We start from the raw sequence: 25,263 nt of genomic DNA on the forward strand, positions 1-25,263 counted from the left end.
AGTGCAAAAATAAGTATTTTTTACAAACTACCAATACTTTTTATTATTTTTTATTTAGAATTAAGTTGTAACGATTTTCTATCTTTGACAACTAATCATTCAACTTACCTTATAAACGCAAAAATATGGAAAAATCTTTAAAATCTACAGCTACTAATTTAGGATTGATTTTAGGAGCTCTTTTAACATTATACACTGCAGTTGCTTACTTATTTAAGCGTGACTTATTGGTTAATCTTTGGGTTATCACTTTAATTATTCCATTATTTATAATTGGCTATGGGATATTCTCAACTGCAAAAATAAAAAGCTTACAAAATGGCTTTTTAAGCTTCAAAGAAGCTTTTTCTGGTTTTTTTATTCCTGTTGCCATAGGCATTATGGTTAGTACACTCATAACTATAATCTTATTTAACTTTATAGATACTGATGCTGCCATTGAAGTAAAAAATTTATTAATAGAAAATACAGTTGGGATGTTAAAAAATGCTGGAGCACCTACCGATATTATTGCTGAAAAAGTTGAAGAAATAGAGAGTCAAGACACCTTTTCTTTAGGAATACAGCTTAAATCTTTAGCTCAAAGCTTGATTTTTTTCGCAGTCATCGGTCTTATAGTTGCAGCTGCAATGAAAAAAAGTAAGCCAGCCAATGAATAATTTAAGTATTTTTGATTTTATAATTATCTGAAAACTTTTAAATGAATATATCAGTAGTCATACCACTACTTAACGAACAAGAATCTTTAACAGAATTACATGATTGGATTGCAAAAGTTATGCAATCCAATCGTTTTTCATACGAAATCGTATTTATAGACGATGGGAGTACCGATGATTCCTGGCAAGTCATACAAGAATTAGCAAAACAAAACGACAGTGTAAAAGGTATTCGTTTTTCTAAAAACTTTGGCAAATCGCAGGCCTTACATGCGGGTTTTGAAAAAGCTCAAGGCGATGTCGTCATTACTATGGATGCCGATTTACAAGATAACCCTGATGAAATACCTGAGCTATACAGCATGATCACGGAAGATCGTTTCGATTTGGTTTCTGGTTGGAAAAAGAAACGCTACGATTCTGTTATTGCTAAAAATTTACCATCCAAACTATTTAACTGGGCGGCGCGTAAAACATCTGGCGTAAAACTTAACGACTTTAACTGCGGTCTTAAAGCCTACAAAAACGATGTGGTAAAAAACATTGATGTTAACGGCGAAATGCATCGTTACATACCTGTGCTTGCAAAAAACGCAGGTTTCACCAAAATAGGCGAAAAGATTGTACAGCATCAAGCCAGAAAATATGGTGAAACAAAATTCGGAATGAACCGTTTTATTAATGGTTTTCTCGATTTAATTACCATCTGGTTTATCTCGCACTTCGGCAAACGCCCTATGCATTTATTTGGTGCTTTAGGCGTTCTTATGTTTATTTTGGGCTTTGCATTTTCATTTTATTTAGGCATCGATAAACTCTTCTTTAATCCGTCTGGAAGATTGATTACTGAACGTCCGGAATTCTTTTTAGCCTTATCGACTATGATTATAGGCACCCAATTTTTTGTTGCGGGATTCTTAGGTGAAATGATTTTACGATCGAAACAGGATAAAAAACGCTATTTAATCAAGGACGAGACTTCAAATTTTTAACGAAATAAATTAATTATTGAGAATCCTTCAAATGTCTTAAAAATTGAGACTTACAAAGGATTCTTTTATTTTTTTTTAATAACTTTAAAACAGTTTCATACACTTCAAAAATTGAAACCATTAAACTAAACTAAGTGCAATAATTTCTTTTTTGAAAATATATTTTTAAAACACATTATGATACACATCGAACCAAAAATTTTAGACCGAATTAACACCTGGTTAACCCCAACTTTTGACGAAGAAACACAAGATTTTATTAAAAACAGTATTGCTCACAATCCTAAAGATATTCAGGAGAGTTTTTACAAAGATTTAGAATTTGGAACTGGAGGTATGCGTGGTGTAATGGGCATTGGTACGAATCGTATTAACAAATACACCCTTGGCAAAAGCACACAAGGTTTAAGCGACTATTTACACAAATCATTTCCAGACGAAACACCGAAAGCTGTAATTGCTTACGATTGTCGTCACAACAGTAAAACCTTAGCAAAGGTGGTAGCAGATGTGTTCTCTGCTAATGGTATTGAAGTGTACCTATTTGAAGACTTACGCCCTACTCCGGAATTATCATTTGCAGTTAAGCATTTAAACTGCCACTGCGGAATCGTGTTAACAGCCTCACACAACCCACCGGAATACAACGGATACAAAGTATACTGGCAAGATGGCGGGCAATTGGTACCACCACAAGACGGTGAGGTCATTGCTATGATTAACGACATTGATTATTCTGACATTAAATTTGAAGCCAACAATGCTTTAATCAACTACATAAGCGAAGATATTGATAATGCCTTTATTGAAGCTTCAGTAAAAAATGGTTGTGTTGGAGCTACACAGGCCGCTAAAGACGACTTAACTATTGTATTCACCTCGTTACATGGAACATCAATTACTGCAGTTCCTGAAACCTTAAAACGTGCCGGGTATAAAAATGTTCATATTGTAAAAGAACAAGAAGTACCAAACGGTGATTTCCCAACGGTAGCTTCACCAAACCCTGAAGAACCTGCGGCTTTAAAAATGGCTTTGGAATTAGCCGAAAAAGTAAATGCTGATATTGTTATAGGAACCGATCCAGATTGTGATCGTTTAGGGGTTGCTGTTAGAAACAGTGATGGCGAACTACAATTACTTAATGGAAATCAAACCATGCTAATGATGACCGATTTCCTATTAAAACAATGGAAATCTGAAGGCAAAATCAACGGCAAGGAATTTATTGCTTCAACCATTGTATCGACGCCAATGTTAAACAAACTCGCTGAAGCTTACAACGTAGAAAGTAAAATTGTTTTAACCGGTTTTAAATGGATTGCCAAATTAATTAAAGATTATCCGCAATTAGATTTTATTGGTGGTGGTGAAGAAAGTTTTGGTTTTATGGTTGGTGACTTTGTGCGTGATAAAGACGCTGTTACCTCTACACTATTGGCTTGCGAAATTGCTGCCATTACTAAATCTGAAGGAAGTTCATTCTACAACGAATTAATTAAATTATACGTTGAGCACGGGTGCTATAAAGAAAAATTAGTCTCGCTTACCAAAAAAGGTATTGAAGGCGCACAGGAAATCACACAGATGATGATTGATGCCCGTGAAAATCCGCTGAAAGATATAAACGGATCAAAAGTGGTGAGGTTAGAAGATTACGACACATCTGTTGCGAAACACTTATTAACTGGAAAAGAAACAGCTATTGATGTACCAAAATCGAACGTTTTAATTTATTACACCGAAGACGGTAGTCAAATTGCATTAAGACCAAGTGGAACTGAGCCGAAAATTAAATTTTACGTAAGCGTCAATACTAAATTGAATTCTGTTGAAGATTTCAAAACTGTTGAAGCAGATTTAGATGCTAAAGCCGAAACCATTTTAAAAGACATGAAACTCATTTAATTTTCAATACTGAAGAATTAAATAATTATCGAAACAAGCCTACGAGCATATAAATTTCGATTATCGAGTCAAAAAAATGTTAAACAGATATATTTAATTTAAATAGCTATATCTTTGTAAAATATACATGCTTTTATGTTTTTCATAAAAGCATGTTTTTTTAACAGACCTTTTTAAATGAAGCAATTTTTCAACATTTTACAATATGCAAAGCCTTATAAAAGCTATGCTATTGGTCACATTATCTCTAATATATTTTATGCCCTTTTCGGAGCTTTATCTTTCGTAGCACTGATTCCTATGTTAGATATTCTATTCGAAAAAAATTCTAAAAAAATAACAGAAGCCCCTGTATACGAAGGCATCGGTCACCTTAAAGACTTTTATAAAGACTATTTGGCATATCAGGTTAATCAATATGCAGAAAGCGCCCCTCAAAAAGCATTATTGCTTGTTGTTGGTCTTATCATTATTTTATTCTTACTTAAAAACATCTTTGGTTATTTAGCCAATTACTTCATGGTGTTTTTAAGGAATGGTGTGGTTCGTGACTTAAGAAACAAAGTGTATGAAAGAACGGTAGAGCTACCTTTATCTTACTTTTCAGAGCAGCGCAAAGGTGATATTATGGCTCGCGTTACTCAGGATGTAGCCACCTTACAATATTCTATGCTGCCAGCGTTAGAACTAATTTTCAGAGAGCCTTTAATGATTATTTTCACGATAACAATGATGTTAATCATTAGTGCTAAACTAACACTTTTTGTTTTCGTTTTCATTCCGTTATCAGGTTTAATTATCTCTCGTATTGGTAGAAGTTTGAAACGAAAATCAGACCGCGTTCAAAAAGAACAAGGCGTTCTTCTGTCAACCTTAGAAGAAACCTTAACTGGTTTACGCATTATTAAAGGCTTTAACGCAGAAGACAAGTTTAACGACAGATTCCAAAATTCAACCAACCGATTTTTCAACTTTTCAAACAAACTTTTAAATCGTCAAAACTTAGCGTCACCAACAAGTGAATTTTTAGGAATCCTTGTTATTTCTGTCCTTTTATGGTACGGAGGGCAATTAGTACTTGTTGATGGTTCTTTAGACGGAAGTTCTTTCATTGCTTATATTGGTTTAGCTTATAATATTATGGTTCCGGCCAAAGCCATTTCTCGTGGTTTGTACAACATTAAACAAGGAGATGCTGCTGCGGAACGTATTCAGGAAATTGTCGACGCTCCTAACCCTTTAAAAGACAAAGAAAATGCACTTGTAAAAACAGGTTTTGATGCCGAAATCGTATTCGAAAACGTATCTTTTAAATACGACAAAGATTATGTGCTTAAAAACTTTTCGTTAACCATTCCTAAAGGAGAAACAGTGGCTTTAGTTGGACAGTCTGGAAGTGGAAAATCTACTATTGCCAACTTGGTTACTCGTTTTTATGATGTAAACGAAGGGCGCATTTTAATTGACGGTATCGATATTCGTGAGCTGACGACATATTCGCTACGCAACCAATTAGGCATAGTTACTCAAGATGCCATTCTGTTTAATGACAGCATTAAAAACAATCTTAAGTTAGGTAAAGACAATGCTTCAGACGAAGCTATTATCGATGCTTTAAAAGTGGCCAATGCCTGGGAATTTGTTAAAGAATTACCTGAAGGTATTGATACTAATATTGGTGATTCGGGTAATAAATTATCTGGCGGGCAAAAACAACGACTAAGTATTGCTCGTGCTGTGCTAAAGAGCCCTCCTATTATGGTATTAGACGAAGCAACTTCTGCTTTAGATACCGAGAGCGAGCGCTTGGTGCAAGTCGCTTTAAACAACATGATGAAAAATAAAACGTCTATTGTTATAGCGCACCGTTTATCTACCATTCAAAATGCAGATAATATTGTGGTTATGAGTAAAGGTGAAATTGTAGAAAAAGGCAAGCATGCCCAGCTGATAGCAAAACAAGGTGTTTATCAAAAACTTGTCGAAATGCAAAGTTTTGAATAAAGATACATCTTTGATAATATTAACAAAAAAGGATAGAGACTTGGGTTTCTATCCTTTTTTTTATTCAATGTTAGATTTAAAGAAACTTACCCAATTCATTTTAACTTATTTTTATAATCAAGGCATTAAACTTTCTGTAATTTTATAGGTCTAATTTTTAATGCATTTTGTGATTGACGAAGATTTATTAATAGAGCAACTAAAATCTGATTCAGAAAAAGAAGAAGCTTTTAGACACCTTATAACGCTGTACAAAGAGCGCTTGTATTGGCATATCCGTAATATAGTTAAATATCACGACGATGCAGACGACGTTTTACAAAATACTTTTATTAAGATTTATAAAAATATTCATAATTTTAAAGGAGATAGTAAACTATTCTCTTGGATGTATCGTATAGCTACTAACGAGTCTATTACATTTATTAATAAAAATGCTAAGCGATTGCAAACCACTAACGAGGAGGTACAGCAATTAGCTATCAATAATTTAACATCCGATGTGTATTTTGAAGGTGATGCCATTCAGCTTAAATTACAAAAAGCTATAGCTACCTTACCAGAAAAACAACAATTGGTTTTTAATATGAAGTATTTTCAGGATTAAAAATTCAAGTATATGTCGGAAATACTAGAAACCAGTGAGGGAGCCTTAAAAGCATCGTATCATATTGCAACAAAAAAAATAGAAGCTTATTTAACTAAAGATTAAACCTTTAGAAAAAAATAAAGTCTTACTTATATGAGTCAGGAAAAATTACATAATATCAATAATTCAGGATTTAAAGTCCCTGAGAATTACTTCGACACTTTAGAAGACAGGCTGTTTACTCAATCCAAACTTAAAGCATCGGCAGATTCTTCTGGTTTTACAATGCCTGAAAATTATTTAAATACGCTGGAAGACAACATACTTAGTCAGGTTTCAGAAAAAGAAACAGCTAAGGTCATTCCGTTGTTTAGCAGAAAAAATCTACTTTACGCTTCAAGTATTGCTGCAGCCATTACCTTATTATTTACGCTTTCTATTCAAAACACCAAACCTATGTTAGATGGTGTAGACAATGAAACGGTAGAAAGTTATCTTTTAAATGAAGATATCGATTTATACGAAATAGCATCAACATTAACAGCAGAAGACCTGGCCAAAGAAAATTTTAAAGAAGTAAAAATTGATGAAACAACCTTTGAAGACTACATTCTTTCTGATGTAGACCTTGAGGGTATGATGACTAATTAAAAGTTTGTTATGATGAAAAAATTAATCCTCCCCATATTGATTCTTTTTATTTCAGCAAGTGTTTTTGCACAAGGCCATGGTGATAAATTTAAAGAACTTAAAATTCCGTTTATATCAGAACGCTTAAATTTAAGCCCTGATGAAGCTGAAAAGTTCTGGCCTATTTATAACAAGCATGAAGAAGTGTCATCGAAACTAAGAAATGAAATACACGGAATTCAGTACAAAATAAAAAAGAACACTAAAGATTTATCCAACGAAAAGGCAAAAGAATTACTTGAGAGTTTAAGCGCCTGCGAAAGAAAACGATTAGATGCTGATGATAAATTAGATCGAGATCTTCTTAAATTTTTATCACCCAAAAAGGTTTTATTGCTAAAAGGCGCTGAGAAAGAATTTAAAAAACGTCTCTTTGACAGCTATTTAGAAAAGAAATTAAAGTCAAAAAAACAATAAATAAAAAAAGGAGCTTTTAAAAGCTCCTTTTTTTATTCCTTAAATGTTAGTTTCGCAATACGCTTAGCGCCTCCTGCATAAGCTATTGAATCGTTTATAAATCGAATAGTATAAAAACTCTCATCACTTAAATGCACCCATGATTCACCTCCGTCTTTACTATAATCTATACCTTTAAAGCCAACAGTAACCAATTCTTTTCCTTCTCGTTTTGGTAAAAACTGCACACAACTCCTATAACCCGGCACTTGCTCATCAGCTACAATACTCCAGGTTTTACCACCATCAACCGTTTTTATTTTATTAGCTTTATTAGCATCTGGTTTTGTAAAATCACCTCCAATAGCATAGCCTACATTTTCATCATAAAAAGTAATTGAATATATCCCTTCGGCTTCAGCATCCTGAATTGCAGGTGTTTTTGTTACCGCCCAGGTCTCACCTTTATCTGTCGTAAAATAGATATTACCATGGGTGGTTGCTACCCAGGCTTTGTTACCATTTACTGCAATATTAGTATTACTCGCTGCAAAAGCACCCTCACCGTCTTCAGCTTGAGGAAGCTCCTCACATGAAACTTTATTCCATGTCTGTCCACCATCTCGGGTAATTATAATAGACAGGCATCCTTTTGTACTATCTCCAACAGCTATGCCTTCGGCGTTATTCCAAAAGGTCATAGCATCATAAAACACACCTTCGGTTGTTTCTTTGTATACCAATTGCATTCTTCCATCATCTCCCGTCTTATAAAGCAATGCAGGATTTTCAATACTTAACATAAAAAAATCGGTTGCTGTATGTGCTACGGCTCTAAAATGAAGATTTAAAGAATCGTATTGCTGAACAGAAGTCTGCCACATTTTTGTATTCGGGTTATACAATCCGAAAGTCCCATTGTTTCCAGCAAAAGCCAGACTTTTATCATTTAAAATTTCAATCGCTCGAATGCTTAACAACGAATCCTCCAGAATCGTTTCAACATCTACAGATTTAAAATCTCTTGCAATAAACTCAGCTTTTTGCTCACAAGAACATAAAGATATTACCAATAAAAAGGTAATTAACAAGTATTTCATAAGTCTTAATTTTTGCTAAAAGTATAAAAGCTATATAAATAAAAACTTAAAGCTATAAACAAATTAACTTTTAAATGTACCTTTGCAGCCTCATATTTTATATACAATGCGATTACACAGAAATTTATGCTTTGCAGTTATAGATGGTTTAACCCTAATCTTTAACGAAGGGAAATATGCCGATAAAGTAATTCAACAGCTTTTAAAGCGCGACAAACGCTGGGGTAGCCGTGACCGTGCTTTTGTGGCTGAAACTACTTATGATATTGTACGATGGAAACGACTTTACGCTGAAATTGCTGAAGTTAAAGAACCGTTTGACAGAGATAACCTGTGGCGTATGTTTGCTGTATGGGCAACCCTGAAAGGTATTAAATTACCCGATTGGAAATATTTTGAAAACACACCAACACGCAAAATTAAAGGACGTTTCGATGAATTATCTAAAATTAGAAAATTCAAAGAAGCTATTCCTGACTGGATTGACAACTTAGGGGAAAAAGAATTAGGTGCCGCAGTTTGGACTAAAGAAATTGAAGCTTTAAACGAACAAGCCGATGTTATTTTAAGGGTAAATACCTTAAAAACAACCAAAGAAAAACTTCAGGCCGAATTATTTGATAACGATATTGAAACCGAATTTTTAGCCAATTATCCATACGCTTTAAAATTAAAGGACCGTGCAAATGTATTTTCTACTGAAGCATTTAAAAACGGACTTTTTGAAGTTCAGGATGCATCGTCTCAAAAAGTGGCCGATTTCTTAGATGTAAAACCAGGGATGCGTGTTGTAGACACTTGCGCAGGTGCTGGTGGTAAAACTTTGCATATTGCTTCTTTAATGGAAAACAAAGGACAAATTATTGCAATGGATATCTATGCTAACAAACTACATGAGCTAAAGCGTCGTGCCAAGCGTAATGGTGCTCATAATATTGAAACGCGTGCTATCGACTCTACCAAAGTGATTAAAAAACTTTACGATAAAGCCGATCGCGTGTTAATTGATGCGCCTTGTTCTGGTTTAGGTGTCCTGAGAAGAAACCCTGATTCTAAATGGAAACTGGAAGAAAGTTTTTTAGAAAAAATTAAAACTACGCAGCAAGACATTTTGCAACAATATTCAAGAATGGTTAAACCTGGTGGAAAGTTAGTTTATGCGACTTGCTCGGTATTACCTTCTGAAAATCAACAACAAGTTGAAAAATTCTTAACATCAGAATCCGGAAAAGACTTTATATTTGTAAAAGACGATAAAGTATTATCGCACAAATCTGGTTACGATGGATTTTATATGGCGCTTTTAGAAAAGAAAGCCTAATTCAAAACATATACTGTTTCATCTGACCATCAAGCACCTATAAATTGATTCAGATGAAACAGCTTTACTTGTTTTTTTCCTTCCTCCTTTCAACTTTTGCTTTTGCTCAGTTAACACCTCCATCGGAACTACAAGCTTATTACAGTGATGTAGACTTTAGTTTAACAGGTAATGCTTTGTATGATGACTTAGCGATAGCTACAATTGCCAAGCATACCACCTTTCTTTCCTATTCAGATAGACACGATTACCTTTATGATGCGGATGAAGACTTAAGCAACTCTAACAATGTTATTTTGGTTTATTCTGGAGAAAGCAGATCAAAATTAGAATATTTATCAGTCAATAATCCAAACATGCCTCAAACTTTTAACACGGAACACATCTACCCTAGGTCATTATTAGATAACGGTAATGCTGAAGGCGATTTATATCATCTAAGATCCTGCGATATAAACATAAATTCCAACCGTGCCAACAAGCCTTTTAGCAGTGGTTCTTGAAGTTATACTTCCTACACGAATTCCTGGTATCCAGGAGATGAATGGAAAGGCGATGTAGCCAGAATGATTATGTATATCAATTTAAGATATAACGAACCATTTGAGGACGTTGGAACGCTTAACTTATTTTTACAATGGAACGCTGAAGATCCTGTTTCTTCTTTTGAAAATCATAGAAATAGTGTGATTAGTGCAGTGCAAGGTAACCGAAACCCTTTTATAGACAACCCATATCTCGCGACTGTTATATGGGGTGGCACAACAGCTGAAAATAGATGGGATGGTAACCTTTCAACTAACACCGCTTCTCCTCTTGACTTAACAGTTTTCCCAAACCCGGTTAAAGAACGCTTCGTTTTCATATCTGCCACGCAAGAATTAGATGCAATAATCTATAATGTTTTAGGCAAAGAAGTTCTAAAACAACACCTAAATGTTAATACTAAAAAAATTGATATCAGCCAACTCACTAGAGGCGTTTATTTAATGAAATTAAGTTCAGATTCCGGCACTATTACGAAGAAACTGATAAAACAATAAATTCTAAATTCATCAACTTGAAAGACCATCTTATCGATGGTCTTTTTTATTTTTATGGTATGACTGAAGAATTTATTTTTCATATTTCAACCGTAATCAATGAATACATTGAATCGATACATGCTGTTTCTGGAGGAGATATTTCTTCAGCTTATAAAATCATAACTTCTAACCAAAGTTACTTTCTTAAAACAAATACAGCTTCCAATGCTTTGCATATGTTTCAAAACGAAGCTGAAGCTCTTGAAACCATAGCTAAAACGAATACAATTGCCACACCAAACATTATTGATTGTTCAACATTCGAGAACACATCTTATTTACTTCTGGAATTTATTGAAAGTAAATCCCCTTCAGTAGAAGATTTTAAAACTTTAGGAAAGCAACTCGCGGCACTTCATCAAAACACCAATTCCTATTTTGGTTTACAACAAGATAATTTCATTGGAAGCCTCAGTCAGTCAAACACACCCACCGACTCCTGGAATACGTTTTATGTTAATGAGTGACTGTTTCCTCAATTACAATTGGCTATTCAAAAACAACTGCTCTCCGCATCGGATTGTCCTTGCAAAGGACTTATGATTAAAAAACTGACTCCCTTTTTTCAAAACATAACACCTTCACTTTTGCATGGCGATTTATGGAGTGGTAATTATTTAATTTCAGAAAACGACTCGCCTTTTCTTATCGATCCGGCAATGTATTTCGGACATTCGGAAGTAGATATTGCCATGACTAAACTCTTTGGTGGACTCTCTGAAGATTTCTACAAAGCATATCACGAAAGCATTCCAGCTGATGAACTTACACCATATCGTATAGAGATTTACCAATTGTATTACCTCTTAATTCACCTTAATTTGTTCGGAAAAAGCTACTACCCCTCAGTAATTAATTTACTAAAAAAATACTTTTAAAAGACCTGAAAATCACAGTGTAGATTATTCGAAAATGCTTTCATAAAAAAAGCCTCGTAAATGACTAAAAAAGTGTATTTTTGCATTTTCTAAATGACAACAATAATACATCTAAAATGATTCATTTCTTTGGAAACGTAACCGGTAAAGTTTTTGCCGTTCAAACAACAAAAGAATTATCAACCGAAACCATTGCAAAATTAACATGGTTATTTGGCAATCAGCCAAAAATAGAGCAAGCATCGCTAGATGCTTTTTTTGTTGGACCACGTGCGGCTATGATTACGCCTTGGAGTACCAACGCTGTTGAAATTACTCAAAATATGGGTATTGAAGACATCATTCGAATTGAGGAATTCGAAGCTGTTTCTGAAGATTTCAAAGGGTATGACCCGATGATTTCTGAAAAATTCAACGGATTAAATCAAGAATCATTCACAATAGATATCAAGCCAGAACCTATTCTGGATATTGAAGATATTGCGGCTTACAACATTCAGGAAGGGCTTTCTTTAAGTGATGAAGAAGTAGCCTACTTAGAAGGTGTTTCTGAAAAAATTGGTCGCCCGCTAACCGATTCTGAAGTATTCGGTTTCTCTCAAGTAAACAGTGAGCATTGTCGTCACAAAATTTTCAATGGAACATTTGTTATTGATGGTGAAGAAAAACCGACATCATTATTCAAAATGATTCGTAAAACGTCGGAAACCAATCCTAACGATATCGTTTCAGCATATAAAGACAATGTTGCTTTTGTAAAGGGACCTGTTGTTGAGCAATTCGCTCCTAAAACAGCTGATAAACCAGATTTTTACGAAACTAAAGAATTCGAATCTGTTATTTCATTGAAAGCGGAAACGCACAACTTCCCTACCACCGTAGAGCCATTCAACGGTGCTGCAACAGGATCGGGAGGAGAAATTCGTGATCGTTTAGCTGGTGGTAAAGGCTCGTTACCTTTAGCTGGTACTGCGGTTTATATGACGTCGTATTCGCGTTTGGAAGAAAACCGCCCATGGGAACAAGCTATGGACGAGCGCAAATGGTTATACCAAACACCAATGGATATCTTAATCAAAGCCTCTAATGGTGCTTCAGATTTTGGTAACAAATTTGGTCAGCCGTTAATCTGTGGTTCTTTGTTAACATTCGAGCACGAAGAAGATGCCAGAAAATTAGGTTTCGATAAAGTGATTATGCAAGCTGGAGGTATTGGATACGGTAAAGCTGAACAAGCTTTAAAAGATACCCCTAAAACCGGCGACAAAGTGGTTATCCTTGGTGGTGAAAACTACCGTATCGGTATGGGTGGTGCTGCGGTATCATCGGCTGATACTGGAGAATTTGAATCAGGTATCGAGTTAAACGCGGTACAGCGTTCGAATCCTGAAATGCAAAAACGTGCTGCTAATGCAGTTCGTGGTATGGTTGAAAGTGATGAAAACTACATTGTTTCTATCCACGATCACGGTGCTGGTGGACACTTAAACTGTTTATCGGAATTAGTTGAAGAAACTGGTGGACACATCGATTTAGATAAATTACCTGTTGGTGATCCAACCTTATCTGATAAAGAAATCATCGGTAACGAATCTCAGGAACGTATGGGATTAGTGATTGCCGAAAAACATATTGAAACATTACAAAAAATTGCCGATCGTGAACGCTCACCAATGTACACCGTTGGAGACGTTACTGGTAATCACCGTTTCACATTTGAGTCTAAAACCAACGGACACAAACCAATGGATTTAGCCATGGATGATATGTTCGGAAGTTCTCCAAAAACATTCATGTACGATAAAAAAGTAGCTCGCAATTACGCCGATGTTGCTTATAACAACGAAAACTTCTACGATTATTTAGATCAGTTACTACAATTAGAAGCTGTAGCTTCTAAAGACTGGTTAACCAATAAAGTAGACCGTTGTGTTGGTGGAAAAGTAGCCAAACAACAATGTGTTGGACCATTACAAATTCCTTTAAACAATGTTGGTGTAATGGCCTTAGATTACAAAGGAAAAGAAGGTATCGCCACCTCTATCGGGCACTCGCCTATTTCTGGATTAATCAATCCGGTTGCTGGAAGTAGAAACTCGATTACTGAAGCTTTAACCAACATTATTTGGGCGCCGTTAAAAGACGGATTACAAAATGTATCGTTATCGGCAAACTGGATGTGGCCTTGTAAAAATGAAGGTGAAGATGCGCGTTTATACGAAGCTGTTGAAGCCGTTTCGGAATTCGCTATCGATTTAGGCATCAACGTACCTACCGGAAAAGATTCCTTATCCATGAAGCAAAAATACCCTAATGAAGAGGTTATTGCTCCTGGTACGGTAATTATTTCGGCTGCAGCCAACTGTATTGATATTAATAAAGTGGTTGAGCCTGTATTCCAAAAAGGTGCTGGCGATGTGTATTACATCAACCTATCTCAAGATAGCTTTAAATTAGGTGGTAGTTCATTTGCGCAAGTGGTTAACAAAATTGGTAACGACACACCGAATGTTCAATCTGCAGCTTACGTTAAGACCATATTCAACACGATTCAACAATTAATTCTTGACGGACAAATTGTTGCTGGACATGATGTGGCTTCAGGTGGTTTAATCACGACGTTATTAGAATTATGTTTTGCTGATAACAATTTAGGTGCTGAATTAGATATCACGGCTTTAGCTGAAAACGATTCATTTAAAGTGTTATTCGCTGAAAATGCAGGTTTAGTGATTCAGTCTAAAGACGCTTCAATCGAATCTATTTTATCTGCTGCTAATATTGATTTCTTCAACATTGGTAAAGTAACAGAAAGCGACACGCTAAGCGTGATTAATAATACTGATGTATTTACTATGACCATCTCTAAATTAAGAGATATGTGGTACAAAACATCGTTCTTATTAGATCAAAAACAAACCGCTAACGGTTTAGCGCAAGACCGTTACGACAATTATAAAAATCAACCATTACAGTACACCTTCCCAAGTCACTTTACAGGGAAACTTCCTGTAATTGATGCTAGTAAGCCAAGACCGAAAGCAGCGATTTTACGTGAAAAAGGAAGTAACTCTGAGCGTGAAATGGCAAATGCGATGTACTTAGCTGGATTTGATGTAAAAGACGTTCACATGACCGATTTAATTTCTGGTCGTGAAACACTTGACGACATTCAGTTCTTAGGCGCTGTTGGTGGATTCTCTAACTCTGACGTTTTAGGTTCTGCTAAAGGTTGGGCCGGAGCCATCAAATACAACGAAAAAGCGAACGAAGTGATTAAAAACTTCTTTAAACGTGAAGATACGTTATCGGTTGGTATTTGTAACGGTTGTCAGTTATGGATGGAATTAGAATTGATTAACCCTGAGCATGATGTTCATGGTAAAATGGTTCATAATGATTCTCATAAACACGAAAGTTCGTTTACTTCGGTAACTATTCAGGAAAACAACTCGGTAATGCTTTCTAGCTTAGCAGGAAGCACTTTAGGGGTTTGGATTTCTCATGGTGAAGGTAAATTTAACTTACCAAAATCTGAAGACCAATACAGCATTGTTGGTAAATACGCTTACGCAGAATACCCACACAATCCAAATGGATCGGATTACAACACTGCTATGATGTGTGATACAACAGGTCGCCACTTAGTAACGATGCCACACATTGAGCGTTCTACATTCCAATGGAACTGGGCACATTACCAAAGTAACAGACAAGACGAAGTATCGCCTTGGATTGAAGCTTTTGTGAATGCCAGAGAATGGATTGAAAATAAGTAATTCAAAAGTCATAATACAAAAAAACCTCTTCTTTAAAAAGAAGAGGTTTTTTTTCCCAATAAATATAAATTAAGCCAAAGCTAATTCTTTCTCTTTCTTCTGTTGTGCTTTAACCACCAATTGCTTCATTAATAGCGATACAATAAAGGCTATTACGAACAATCCGGAAAAGACGGCTAAGGTTGTATCTAAAGACCCAGTTGCCGATTTAACCACATCGTAAATTGTTGGTCCTATAACACCGGCCAGTGCCCATGCTGTTAATACCATACCGTGAATTGCTCCTAACTGTTTTGTTCCAAACAAATCACCTAAAAATGCCGGTAAGGTTGAAAAACCACCACCATACATGGTTATCACAGTAAATAAAATCACTAAGAATGTTAACTCAACAGATATTTTTGGCAGGAAATAAAATGCCAGTATTTGAAAAACGAAAAAGATAATATAAGTATTAGCTCTTCCCAAATAATCTGAAAGACTGGACCATAATAATCTACCAAGTCCATTAAACACTCCTATCAATCCAACAATTGCGGCAGCTTCCATTGGTGTATAATTTAATTTCTCCTGCATCATCGGACTTGCTGCCGAAATTATGGCTATACCACATGAAATGTTTATAAACATCATTACCCAGATATAATAGAATCGTCTGGTTTTTAAAGCTTCGTTAGCATCTATATTTGCCATATCGGCTTTAATAACTTTACCTTCCCCCTCTTTATATCCCTCAGGCATATATCCTACCGGAGGACGCTCGATATATCGAGCAGATGATAGAATAATTATCATATAAATTATTCCTAAAATATAAAAAGCATTTGCCACTCCCACCGCATTAAATAACGACTGCATAATAGGCCCAAAGATTAAAGCTGAAAAACCAAATCCCATAATAGCCATTCCTGTTGCCAAACCTCGTCTGTCTGGAAACCATTTTACCAAAGTACTTACAGGAGTAATATACCCTAACCCGAGTCCTATACCACCAATAACACCGTAACAAAGATAAAACAAGGTTAAAGATTCAAGTTGTACGGCCACCCCTGAACCCAGAATACCGATTCCATAAAAAATTCCTGCCGTTGTTCCACTAACTTTTGGGCCAACTTTTTCAACCCAACGACCTAAAAAGGCCGCAGATAATCCTAATAAAAGAATTGCGATTTTAAAAGCCCATTTTACAACACCTCCATCGACATCAAAAATATCTTTAACGGGGTTAGTCATTACAGAGTAAGCATAAACAGATCCAATTGAAATATGTATACCTACTGCAGAAGCTGCAATTAACCATCTGTTTTTTAACTTTTGCTCTTTCATATTGGTTTAGTTTAAGTCTGATTAGTTCATTTCATTTCCTATAAAAAAGATTGAATACCATAAATACCCTTAAACATCCCCACTGTAAATACAGCAGAAACACAAACTACAAGTATTGCTAATGGTATGACAAACTTATCGGCTATCGATAAATTTTTAGGTCTGTCTTTATCACCTATTAAACCATTATTATCTAAAAACATCGCTAACGCCCATGCTAGTACCGGATTGGTTACCATAGCTGTAAAAATACACACCCCGGCGGCCTGAGCACAGGTACTTTTTTTAACCATTTGTATACCCGCTTCAATCATTGGCAAGAACACACCAACGAGTAGTGCTATACATCTTACCGGAGGCCAGACAGCAACATCCATCGGGCTTCCTAGAAAGGCAACAGCCATCACCATAAGTCCTAGTAAAATAGCACCTGCCGGAATAGGTCTTTTCGCAATCGCCGCCGGAATCATATAGGTACCCCAAGAAGATGTAATATTTCCACCACCAACAGCAGTTCCAACCATTTGACGGAACGAACACATCGTCATGGTATCGTCGACATCCATTAATACTTTTTCTGTTTTTTTAGGATAATTCATCTCCTGAAAAATACGATGTCCTAAAAAGTCTGGAGACCACATCGCTACGGCAAGAATAGCAAAAGGTAAAGAGGCTATAAAATGCTGAGCAGTAGGTAAACCAAGCATCCAGCCTTCTTCGGTACTACCCCACCAATACGCAGGATTTAAATTAGGAAGTCCCATTTCTGTGGTGAACTGAAGGTCGAACCCTGCGCCGCTAATCAATGCTATGACTAAAGCTGCCGCTGCCGCCGCAGGTATAGCCAACCAGCGTTTATCTATTCGGGCTAAATAACTATATAAAATAACGGTTACCGCCAGAATAACCAATCCTAAAAATCCCATAGAACCTGCGGTTACGGTTTCAGATTCTAGTCCCATACCCCAGGATTGAATTGAATTTATCTGACTAATGGCTCCAGTAAATCCTAAAAAGATGAGTAATCCACCGGCAACGCCTTTACTGGTTAAATCCACCAGTCGTGAACCTAACTTAAAAACACTAAGCAAGAGTCCTAAAACACCAATTAAAATGGCTAACGCCAAAGGGTGTGCGCCTGCCAAAGCAATACTGGCAATTAAAGGTATCATAGGACCGTGATTTCCGGCCAGGTTAGCTCTTGGATTTAAAAACCCGGAAGCCAGAATTACAAATAAAAACGCAGGTATAATCATTTCTACCCGCGATACTTCAATGGCAAATTCTTTACCTAAAGTTACATGATCCCATGCTTCAGAAAGACCGTTAGCCCAGGCCATCATTACAGAGGAATACATGGCAATAATACCAAGGGTTCCAGCTAAAGCCGGCACAATATCTTCCCATTCAAATCTAAAATCTCTTCCTGGCAGATTAAGCCTGAATCGTTTAGGTTTCATGATTTGTAATTCATGATCCAGATATTCAGATCGGCTTTCAAAATCTGAAGCCGGTCTGTGCGCTTCTTTATATGTTTTCATTCGAAATATTATTAAGGGTCAGTTGGTTTAATTTGATTCTAAGTTTAGTTATATCTAATACATTGCTTTTTAATTCACTTTCACTTCTTTAAAATAATTTTGTAATACTCGTACGGCATCGTCAATTTCTTCTTCAGTGTTTTCTCTGGCATCCTTTAATTCATACTCCCATCCTAAGGCTTCCCATTTATGAATACCTAATTTATGATAAGGTTGTAATTCAATTTTTTCAATGGTTTTATAGTTTTGGAAATATTCTCCAAGTGCTTGTAATAACTCTGGTTTGTTGGTTATACCAGGAATAAGCACATATCTTAACCACATTGGTTTTCCTGAAGCTTCACGATGCTTTGCGAAATTGAATGTTGTTTCTTTATTTTTTACACCTGTTAATGCCTCAAATCCTTCTTCAGTCATGTGTTTTATATCTAACATCACTAAATCGGCGTAGCTATCAAGTAATTCTTCTGTAAAATGATTTAAGATGCGTCCGTTGGTATCGATATTGGTATGGATACCTTCTTCCTTTAATCGTTTAAAAAAAGGAATTAAAGCTTTAGACTGCAATAATGGCTCTCCGCCCGAAACCGTAACACCACCTTTTTTTCCAAAATAAGGTTTTACTTTTAGCGCCATTTGAACCAAATCTTGAATGTGATATTCCTCTCCACCATGGGTATCTATAGTATCCGGGTTATGGCAATATTGGCATTTTAATTTACAGCCCTGTAAAAATACAACCATACGAATACCTGGACCATCATGAGTTCCGAAGGATTCAACAGAGTGAACATTTAATATATTATCTTGATAGTGTAGAGACATAACCTTTTAAGAATACCTGAAAGAAAGGTGTTTTGTCGACGCTTTCTCCCAGGTATTTCTGACTTAAATTGATATTAAAAAAGTTTACATGGATTCATGGAAAGAACGTGTAATAACTTCCAGTTGCTGTTCTTTTGTTAATCTTACAAAGTTTACAGCATATCCTGAAACACGAATGGTTAACTGTGGATACTCTTCTGGATGCTCCATCGCATCGATAAGGGTTTCCTTATTTAGCACATTAATATTAACGTGGTGTGCACCTTTAGAAAAATAACCATCTAAAATTGTTGTTAGATTCTCTATTCTTGTTTCTTCATTGTGTCCTAATGATTTTGGAACAATAGAGAAGGTATTTGAAATACCATCCTGAGAATCTTCATAATTAATTTTAGCTACAGAATTTAACGATGCAATAGCGCCTTTAGAATCTCTACCATGCATTGGGTTTGCTCCTGGTGCAAAAGGCACTCCTTTAGCTCTACCATCTGGTGTTGCTCCTGTTTTCTTACCGTAAACCACGTTAGATGTAATGGTTAATACCGATAAGGTTGGCTCTGCATCTTTATATACAGCTAACTGTTTTAATTCGTTATTAAAATCGGCTACGGCATTAGCTGCTAAAGCATCTACACGGTCATCGTCGTTACCGTAGCAAGGGAATTCACCTTCAATTTTAAAATCGACAGTTAATCCTTCTTCGTTTCTAATAGGTTTTACTTTAGCATATTTAATAGCTGATAATGAATCGGCAACAATGGATAAACCTGCAATACCGTAAGCAATGTTAATACTTGGATTGGTATCAATTAAGGCCATTTGTGCTTTTTCGTAATAGTATTTATCGTGCATGTAGTGAATAATATTCATAGAATCGTTATACACTCGTGCCACTTGTTTCATCGCTACTTTAAAGTTAGCCATAACTGTTTCGAAATCTAAATACTCTCCTTCTAACGGAGCAATACCATCAACCATTTGAGTTCCGGTAATTTCACAACGTCCTTCGTTAATAGCTAATAATAAAGTTTTGGCTAAATTGGTTCTTGCTCCAAAGAACTGGATTGATTTACCAATAGTTTGGTGAGATACACAACAAGCGATTCCGTAGTCATCACTTCCTCTGCTTTTACGCATTAAGGCATCATTTTCAAACTGAATCGATGACGTATCAATCGCTACTTTAGAACAGAAATCTTTAAAGTTTTGTGGTAAATCATCAGACCAAAGAATCGTCATATTTGGTTCTGGTGAAGGCCCAAGGTTGTACAATGTATTTAAGAAACGGAATGACGTTTTAGTCACTTTAGTTCTTCCGTCTTCAAACATACCACCAATTGCTTCGGTTACCCAAGTTGGATCTCCTGCAAAAATCTCGTCGTAAGCTCCCATTCTTAAGTGACGAACTACACGTAATTTCATTACGAACTGATCGATATACTCTTGTGCTTCCTGTTCAGTAATAAGTCCTTCTTCTAAATCATTTTGAATATATATATCTAAGAATGTAGACACGTTACCTAAAGACATCGCTGCTCCATCTTGTTCTTTAACAGCAGCCAAGTAAGCCATATAAGTCCATTGTACAGCCTCTTTAGCTGTTTCAGCAGGACGACTTAAATCTAAATCGTATTTAGCTCCTAAAACAATCATGTCTTTAAGCGCTCTGATTTGCTCTGCTACTTCTTCACGTAAACGAATAACAGCATCGGTCATTGGACCATTAATATTAGCTAAATCTGCTTTTTTGGTCTCAATTAAATAGTTAATACCATATAAAGCGACTCTTCTGTAATCTCCAATAATTCTACCTCTGGCGTAGTTATCAGGTAACCCTGTTAAAAATCCTAATGAACGGTATTTTTTAATTTCGGCGTTATAAGCATCGAAAACACCATCGTTATGTGTTTTAACATACTTAGAAAATAATTCGGTTAATACCTCGCTTGGTTGTAAATCATGTTCTGAAAGTGCCTTTTGAACCACTTTAAACCCTCCAAAAGGTTTCATAGTACGTTTTAGCAACTCATCGGTTTGTAACCCAACAATAACTTCATTTTCTCTATCGATATATCCTGCATTAAAGGCACTAATTGTTGAAATAGTGTCGGTATCTACAGAACGAACCCCATTGTGCTGACGTTCTTCCTGAATAGCTTGCTTACAAACATCCCATAATTTGAGTGTTCTTTCGCTAGGTCCTACTAAAAATTGATCTGTTCCATGATAAGGTGTGATGTTTTGTAATACAAAATCTCTAACATTGACTTGTTTTGTCCAAATTCCACCTTTTAAACTTTTTGTTTCCATTTTATGCCTGGTTAAATATTATAATAATCATTTATTTAAGCTACTTCAAAAGTAGAAACAAGACACTTCTAAAAAGATGACAATTATCATAAAACCTATAAGCATCAGCACTTTGGAATCAAAATTATTAACGAAAACGTTTGAATTAACTTCAATAAAAAATGAATAATTTACACTTTTATTCATTTTGCTTCAGAAAGAACAACATCCTATAATTTACACCTCATATTATTCATACTTTCGCAAAAAATCATTAGTTTTTCATAAAAATTAACAGATATAATAATTTTTTTAATAAAGTTGTTTAGGACTCCATAATAAACATTGGTCTAAAAAAATATGAAATCTGAGTTTTAATTTTAATTTTAGTCGCTATTATATTTTTAACCGAAAACCTAAAAACTTAATTGAATTAAAATGCATTTTATTTCAAATTCTTTAAAAAACTATTTCTCAGTCATTTTGGTTTTAACCGGAATGCACCTTTTTGCCCAATCTTCTAAAAAACCTAACGTTATTGTCATTTATACCGACGACCAAGGCGCTATCGATTTAGGTAGCTATGGCGCAAACGATATTTATTCACCAAATATCGACCAGCTGGCACAGGAAGGAACTCGATTTACTCAAGCTTACGTTGCCGCACCTGTTTGCGCGCCATCAAGAGCTGCTTTACTTACTGGACGCTACCCTCAAAACGCAGAGTTAACCGGCAATACCTCGGCTGAGCCGGGAAGTTCAGGGCTTCCTGCAGAGCAGTATACTTTAGCTGAGTTATTTAAAGATAATGGTTATAAAACAGGACACATCGGAAAATGGCATTTAGGAATGAATGAAGCTTCGAGTCCGAATGGACAAGGGTTTGATTATTCCTTCGGACACCTGAGAGGTTGTATCGATAATTATTCTCACTTTTTTTACTGGGAAGGTCCTAATACGCACGATTTATATGAAAATGGAAAAGAAGTGTTTTATGACGGGCAATACTTTCCAGATTTGGCTTCCGATAAGGCTATAAATTATGTTGAAGAACATAAAGATGAACCGTTTTTTATGTACTACGCCATAAATATGCCGCATTATCCCTACCAACCTACTCAAAAATGGCGCGATTACTATAAAAACATGGAAAAGCCGCGTGGCGACTACGCGGCCTTTATTTCAACCATTGATGAACGCATCGGATTTTTAATAGATAAATTAGATGATTTAGGTATACGTGAAAATACCATTATTATTTATCAATCTGATAATGGCTATTCAACCGAAACCCGAGCATTTGGTGGCGGTGGCAATGCTGGACCTTACCGAGGAGCAAAAAGTAGTTTATTTGAAGGCGGTATCAGGCTCCCAACAATTATCAGCTGGAAAAATCATTTACCTGAAAACATTGTAAACGATGAATTTTTAATGAACATTGACTGGATGCCTACACTGGCTAAACTTTGTAAGCTTGATAAAATTGAAACCGAAATTGATGGTATCGATATGTCTGGAATGATTAAACATCCAAATACGGCTTCAAAAAGAACCTCCGCTTTCTGGAAATACGGTAAGCAATGGGTAGTTAGAAAAGACAACTGGAAACTTATTGGCTTCCCGAAAGATACTTCTCACAAAGGCGAATTAAACTTAGAGGAAGACGCCCTGTTTTTGTCTGATTTAAGTCAGGATGTTTCTGAAATGACCAACCTTGCATCAAAATACCCGGAAAAAGTAAAGGAACTAACTCAGGAATTTTTAAAATGGAAACACGGCCACGAAGAAGATATTCCTAAGAAAATAGAAAAAGTATCTAATTTAGCCGCTGGCTCAACTATTAAAGCAACATCAGCGCTTAACCCTTCATACAACAATGCTGATTTATTAATTGATGGCAAATTAGGCTATACCGATTATGCCTCAGGACAATGGGTTGGTCAGGAAGGTAAGAACTTAGAGTTCATTATTAATTTAAATACTGAAAAAGCGATAAAAAGTATTAGTGTTAATTCGCTTATCAATTCCGGTAACTGGATATTTCCTGTTAACGCTATGGAAATTAGCTTTTCAGACGATGGCAAAACATTCAATTCTTCAAAAGACATAAAAAGAGTAGAAAATAAAGCCAAAACAGAAAATTCAACTGAGCGTTTAACAATAAATGTGGACAAAAAAAGTCGATTCATCAAAGTTAAAGTTGAAGGTATTGGCAACTGTCCTAAGGGCCACCCCGGTGCTGGATTTCCTGCATGGTTCTTTATAGACGAAATTATTGTAGAATAATAATGAAGCCACCTAAACAAAATATGAATGCTTTTAAATTATTATTTACTTTAAGTTTTGCTTGTCTATTAGTCAATTGTAATTCTTCAAAAAAGGAAGAAAAAACCGAAAGGCCAAACATTTTATTTATCATGTCCGACGACCATACCTCTCAAGCTTGGGGTATTTATGGCGGGGTTTTAAAAGATTATGTTCAGAATACAAATATTGAACGGCTTGGTGACCAAGGTATGGTTTTAAACAACGCCTTTTGTACCAATTCCATTTGTGTACCCAGTAGAGCAACTATTCTTAGCGGGCAATACAGTAATAAAAATGGTGTATATACATTAAGTGACGCCTTGCATTCCGATAGTTTAAACGTTGCTAAAGTGTTACAAAAAAGTGGTTATCAAACCGCTATTATCGGGAAATGGCATTTAAAAGACGAGCCTTCAGGATTTGATTATTACAATATTTTGCACGATCAAGGACGCTACTGGGATCCTATTTTAAGGACTGCTGAAAATTTTAATAAGCCTGCCGAAGCATGGGATGTTCACAAAGGCTTTTCAACCGATGTCATTACCCAACTATCTTTAGACTGGCTGAATCAAAGAGATAAAGACAAGCCTTTTATGCTCATGACGCATTTTAAGGCTACTCATGAACCTTTCGATTTTCCGGAGCGCTATAATCACCTGTATGAAAACATTGAAATTCCGGAGCCTGAATCTTTATTAGATTTTTCACCAGAAACTACGGGGCGTTCTATTATTGGTCAAAAACTGGAAAATTTAAGCTGGCGCTATGAGCAGGCTTCAAACGATCCAAAAAACTGGTGGTGCCATTACCCCGGCCTACCATTTTACACCAAAGGCATGGATAGCATAACTGCCAGAAAAGCAACTTATCAAAAGTTCATAAAAGACTTTATGCGTTCTGGTGCTGCTATTGATGATAATATTGGAAAGATTCTGGACTATTTAGAGGCATCTGATTTAGCCGAAAACACCATTGTTATTTACACCGCAGACCAAGGGTACTTTTTAGGTGAGCACGGCTTTTTCGATAAACGTTTAATTTACGAAGAATCGCTTCGTATGCCTTTTGTTATTCGTTATCCAAAAGAAATTGAAGCCGGCGGTCGTTTAGATGACATTATTTTAAACATTGACTTCGCTGCCTTATTTGCTGATTATGCTGGAGTTCAGCAACCGGAATCATTCCAAGGAAGAAGCTTCAGAGAGAATCTCAAAGGGCGTACACCTGAAGACTGGAGAACCTCAGCGTACTACAGATACTGGACCAATCACCCGGAAAGACCAGGGCATTTTGGAATTAGAAATAAACGTTACAAACTGGCCTTATTTTACGGTCAGTCACTAGATATGACAGGCTCTTCAAAAGAAACTACCGAACCGGCATGGGAGTTTTACGATTTAGAAAAAGATCCAAAAGAAAATCATAATGCTTACAACAACACAGAATATCAAGACATTATCAAAGACATGAAAGTTGAATTGATAAAACAGCGTGAAGCCGTTGAGGACACTGATGAACAATACCCAACCATGCAGAAGATTTTCAAAACACACTGGAATTAATTCAATTCA

General features: G+C 35.9%; 16 protein-coding genes and 3 pseudogenes. 14 read left to right on the top strand and 5 right to left on the bottom strand.

Going from position 1 to position 25,263, the window contains the following annotated elements:
- Positions 1 to 125 precede the first annotated feature (125 nt).
- The 7 genes and pseudogenes from ICJ85_RS13810 (at position 126) to ICJ85_RS13840 (ending at position 7,259) form a co-directional block, all read left to right on the top strand.
- Positions 126 to 659, top strand: coding sequence for a DUF4199 domain-containing protein (locus ICJ85_RS13810; protein WP_188224388.1), 534 nt, complete (start codon positions 126 to 128; stop codon positions 657 to 659).
- Between the two features lie 41 nt (positions 660 to 700).
- Positions 701 to 1,651, top strand: coding sequence for a glycosyltransferase family 2 protein (locus tag ICJ85_RS13815; protein WP_188224389.1), 951 nt, complete (start codon positions 701 to 703; stop codon positions 1,649 to 1,651).
- Between the two features lie 177 nt (positions 1,652 to 1,828).
- Positions 1,829 to 3,559 carry a phospho-sugar mutase gene (locus ICJ85_RS13820; RefSeq protein WP_188224390.1) on the top strand — a complete coding sequence of 577 codons (1,731 nt, stop codon included), beginning with the start codon at positions 1,829 to 1,831 and terminating at the stop codon, positions 3,557 to 3,559.
- Between the two features lie 177 nt (positions 3,560 to 3,736).
- A complete protein-coding gene (locus ICJ85_RS13825; RefSeq protein ID WP_188224391.1) occupies positions 3,737 to 5,563 on the top strand; it encodes an ABC transporter ATP-binding protein in 1,827 nt (608 codons plus the stop codon).
- 160 nt (positions 5,564 to 5,723) lie between these two features.
- A pseudogene (locus ICJ85_RS13830) lies at positions 5,724 to 6,275 on the top strand (RNA polymerase sigma factor).
- A 30-nt stretch (positions 6,276 to 6,305) separates the two neighbouring features.
- On the top strand, positions 6,306 to 6,803 hold the full coding sequence (locus ICJ85_RS13835; protein ID WP_188224392.1) for a hypothetical protein: 498 nt from the start codon (positions 6,306 to 6,308) through the stop codon (positions 6,801 to 6,803).
- Between the two features lie 9 nt (positions 6,804 to 6,812).
- Complete coding sequence (locus ICJ85_RS13840) at positions 6,813 to 7,259, top strand: hypothetical protein (protein WP_188224393.1); 447 nt, start codon at positions 6,813 to 6,815, stop codon at positions 7,257 to 7,259.
- A gap of 32 nt (positions 7,260 to 7,291) precedes the next feature.
- On the opposite strand, the gene ICJ85_RS13845 is transcribed toward ICJ85_RS13840, so the two are convergent.
- Positions 7,292 to 8,338 carry a WD40/YVTN/BNR-like repeat-containing protein gene (locus ICJ85_RS13845; RefSeq protein WP_188224394.1) on the bottom strand — a complete coding sequence of 349 codons (1,047 nt, stop codon included), beginning with the start codon at positions 8,336 to 8,338 and terminating at the stop codon, positions 7,292 to 7,294.
- 106 nt (positions 8,339 to 8,444) lie between these two features.
- Between ICJ85_RS13845 and ICJ85_RS13850 the strand changes: the two genes are divergently transcribed.
- From ICJ85_RS13850 to purL, 5 genes and pseudogenes are all read left to right on the top strand, one after another.
- Positions 8,445 to 9,659, top strand: coding sequence for an RsmB/NOP family class I SAM-dependent RNA methyltransferase (locus ICJ85_RS13850; protein ID WP_188224395.1), 1,215 nt, complete (start codon positions 8,445 to 8,447; stop codon positions 9,657 to 9,659).
- Between the two features lie 53 nt (positions 9,660 to 9,712).
- Positions 9,713 to 10,381, top strand: a pseudogene (locus ICJ85_RS13855) (endonuclease); the annotation flags it as partial.
- On the top strand, positions 10,358 to 10,702 hold the full coding sequence (locus tag ICJ85_RS16470; RefSeq protein ID WP_394354423.1) for a T9SS type A sorting domain-containing protein: 345 nt from the start codon (positions 10,358 to 10,360) through the stop codon (positions 10,700 to 10,702). The pseudogene ICJ85_RS13855 and the gene ICJ85_RS16470, both read left to right, overlap by 24 nt.
- Before the next feature lie 59 nt (positions 10,703 to 10,761).
- Positions 10,762 to 11,622, top strand: a pseudogene (locus ICJ85_RS16590) (fructosamine kinase family protein).
- Between the two features lie 116 nt (positions 11,623 to 11,738).
- Positions 11,739 to 15,401, top strand: a complete 3,663-nt coding sequence (gene purL / locus ICJ85_RS13870) for a phosphoribosylformylglycinamidine synthase (protein ID WP_188224449.1) — start codon at positions 11,739 to 11,741, stop codon at positions 15,399 to 15,401.
- Positions 15,402 to 15,470: 69 nt separating this feature from the next.
- Here the strand turns inward: purL and ICJ85_RS13875 are convergent, their stop codons facing one another.
- From ICJ85_RS13875 to pflB, 4 genes are all read right to left on the bottom strand, one after another.
- The gene (locus ICJ85_RS13875) at positions 15,471 to 16,727 is read right to left on the bottom strand and encodes an L-lactate MFS transporter (RefSeq protein WP_188224398.1); all 1,257 of its coding nucleotides are present in this window, start codon (positions 16,725 to 16,727) and stop codon (positions 15,471 to 15,473) included.
- Between the two features lie 38 nt (positions 16,728 to 16,765).
- A complete protein-coding gene (locus ICJ85_RS13880; RefSeq protein WP_188224399.1) occupies positions 16,766 to 18,268 on the bottom strand; it encodes a DUF3360 family protein in 1,503 nt (500 codons plus the stop codon).
- 69 nt (positions 18,269 to 18,337) lie between these two features.
- The gene (gene pflA / locus ICJ85_RS13885) at positions 18,338 to 19,093 is read right to left on the bottom strand and encodes a pyruvate formate-lyase-activating protein (protein ID WP_194420856.1); all 756 of its coding nucleotides are present in this window, start codon (positions 19,091 to 19,093) and stop codon (positions 18,338 to 18,340) included.
- An 84-nt stretch (positions 19,094 to 19,177) separates the two neighbouring features.
- On the bottom strand, positions 19,178 to 21,403 hold the full coding sequence (gene pflB, locus ICJ85_RS13890) for a formate C-acetyltransferase (RefSeq protein WP_188224400.1): 2,226 nt from the start codon (positions 21,401 to 21,403) through the stop codon (positions 19,178 to 19,180).
- A gap of 417 nt (positions 21,404 to 21,820) precedes the next feature.
- Here pflB and ICJ85_RS13895 point away from each other — a divergent pair, with 417 nt between their 5' ends.
- Complete coding sequence (locus ICJ85_RS13895) at positions 21,821 to 23,668, top strand: sulfatase-like hydrolase/transferase (protein WP_188224401.1); 1,848 nt, start codon at positions 21,821 to 21,823, stop codon at positions 23,666 to 23,668.
- Positions 23,669 to 23,670: 2 nt separating this feature from the next.
- Positions 23,671 to 25,254 (top strand): sulfatase family protein, encoded by a 1,584-nt coding sequence (locus ICJ85_RS13900; protein ID WP_241739552.1) that lies wholly within the window; start codon positions 23,671 to 23,673, stop codon positions 25,252 to 25,254.
- Positions 25,255 to 25,263 lie beyond the last annotated feature (9 nt).

Source organism: Aestuariibaculum marinum (assembly GCF_014596975.1).
GTDB lineage: Bacteria > Bacteroidota > Bacteroidia > Flavobacteriales > Flavobacteriaceae > Aestuariibaculum > Aestuariibaculum marinum.

Excerpts from the sequence above, each read along its gene's own strand:
- ICJ85_RS13880 (WP_188224399.1), bottom strand. The coding sequence starts at position 18,268 with ATGAAAACATATAAAGAAGCGCACAGACCGGCTTCAGATTTTGAAAGC.
- ICJ85_RS13845 (WP_188224394.1), bottom strand. The coding sequence starts at position 8,338 with ATGAAATACTTGTTAATTACCTTTTTATTGGTAATATCTTTATGTTCT.
- ICJ85_RS13850 (WP_188224395.1), top strand. The coding sequence starts at position 8,445 with ATGCGATTACACAGAAATTTATGCTTTGCAGTTATAGATGGTTTAACC.
- pflA (WP_194420856.1), bottom strand. The coding sequence starts at position 19,093 with ATGTCTCTACACTATCAAGATAATATATTAAATGTTCACTCTGTTGAA.
- pflB (WP_188224400.1), bottom strand. The coding sequence starts at position 21,403 with ATGGAAACAAAAAGTTTAAAAGGTGGAATTTGGACAAAACAAGTCAAT.
- ICJ85_RS13840 (WP_188224393.1), top strand. The coding sequence starts at position 6,813 with ATGATGAAAAAATTAATCCTCCCCATATTGATTCTTTTTATTTCAGCA.
- ICJ85_RS13835 (WP_188224392.1), top strand. The coding sequence starts at position 6,306 with ATGAGTCAGGAAAAATTACATAATATCAATAATTCAGGATTTAAAGTC.
- ICJ85_RS13825 (WP_188224391.1), top strand. The coding sequence starts at position 3,737 with ATGAAGCAATTTTTCAACATTTTACAATATGCAAAGCCTTATAAAAGC.
- ICJ85_RS13875 (WP_188224398.1), bottom strand. The coding sequence starts at position 16,727 with ATGAAAGAGCAAAAGTTAAAAAACAGATGGTTAATTGCAGCTTCTGCA.
- ICJ85_RS13810 (WP_188224388.1), top strand. The coding sequence starts at position 126 with ATGGAAAAATCTTTAAAATCTACAGCTACTAATTTAGGATTGATTTTA.
- ICJ85_RS13820 (WP_188224390.1), top strand. The coding sequence starts at position 1,829 with ATGATACACATCGAACCAAAAATTTTAGACCGAATTAACACCTGGTTA.
- ICJ85_RS13815 (WP_188224389.1), top strand. The coding sequence starts at position 701 with ATGAATATATCAGTAGTCATACCACTACTTAACGAACAAGAATCTTTA.
- ICJ85_RS13895 (WP_188224401.1), top strand. The coding sequence starts at position 21,821 with ATGCATTTTATTTCAAATTCTTTAAAAAACTATTTCTCAGTCATTTTG.
- purL (WP_188224449.1), top strand. The coding sequence starts at position 11,739 with ATGATTCATTTCTTTGGAAACGTAACCGGTAAAGTTTTTGCCGTTCAA.
- ICJ85_RS13900 (WP_241739552.1), top strand. The coding sequence starts at position 23,671 with ATGAAGCCACCTAAACAAAATATGAATGCTTTTAAATTATTATTTACT.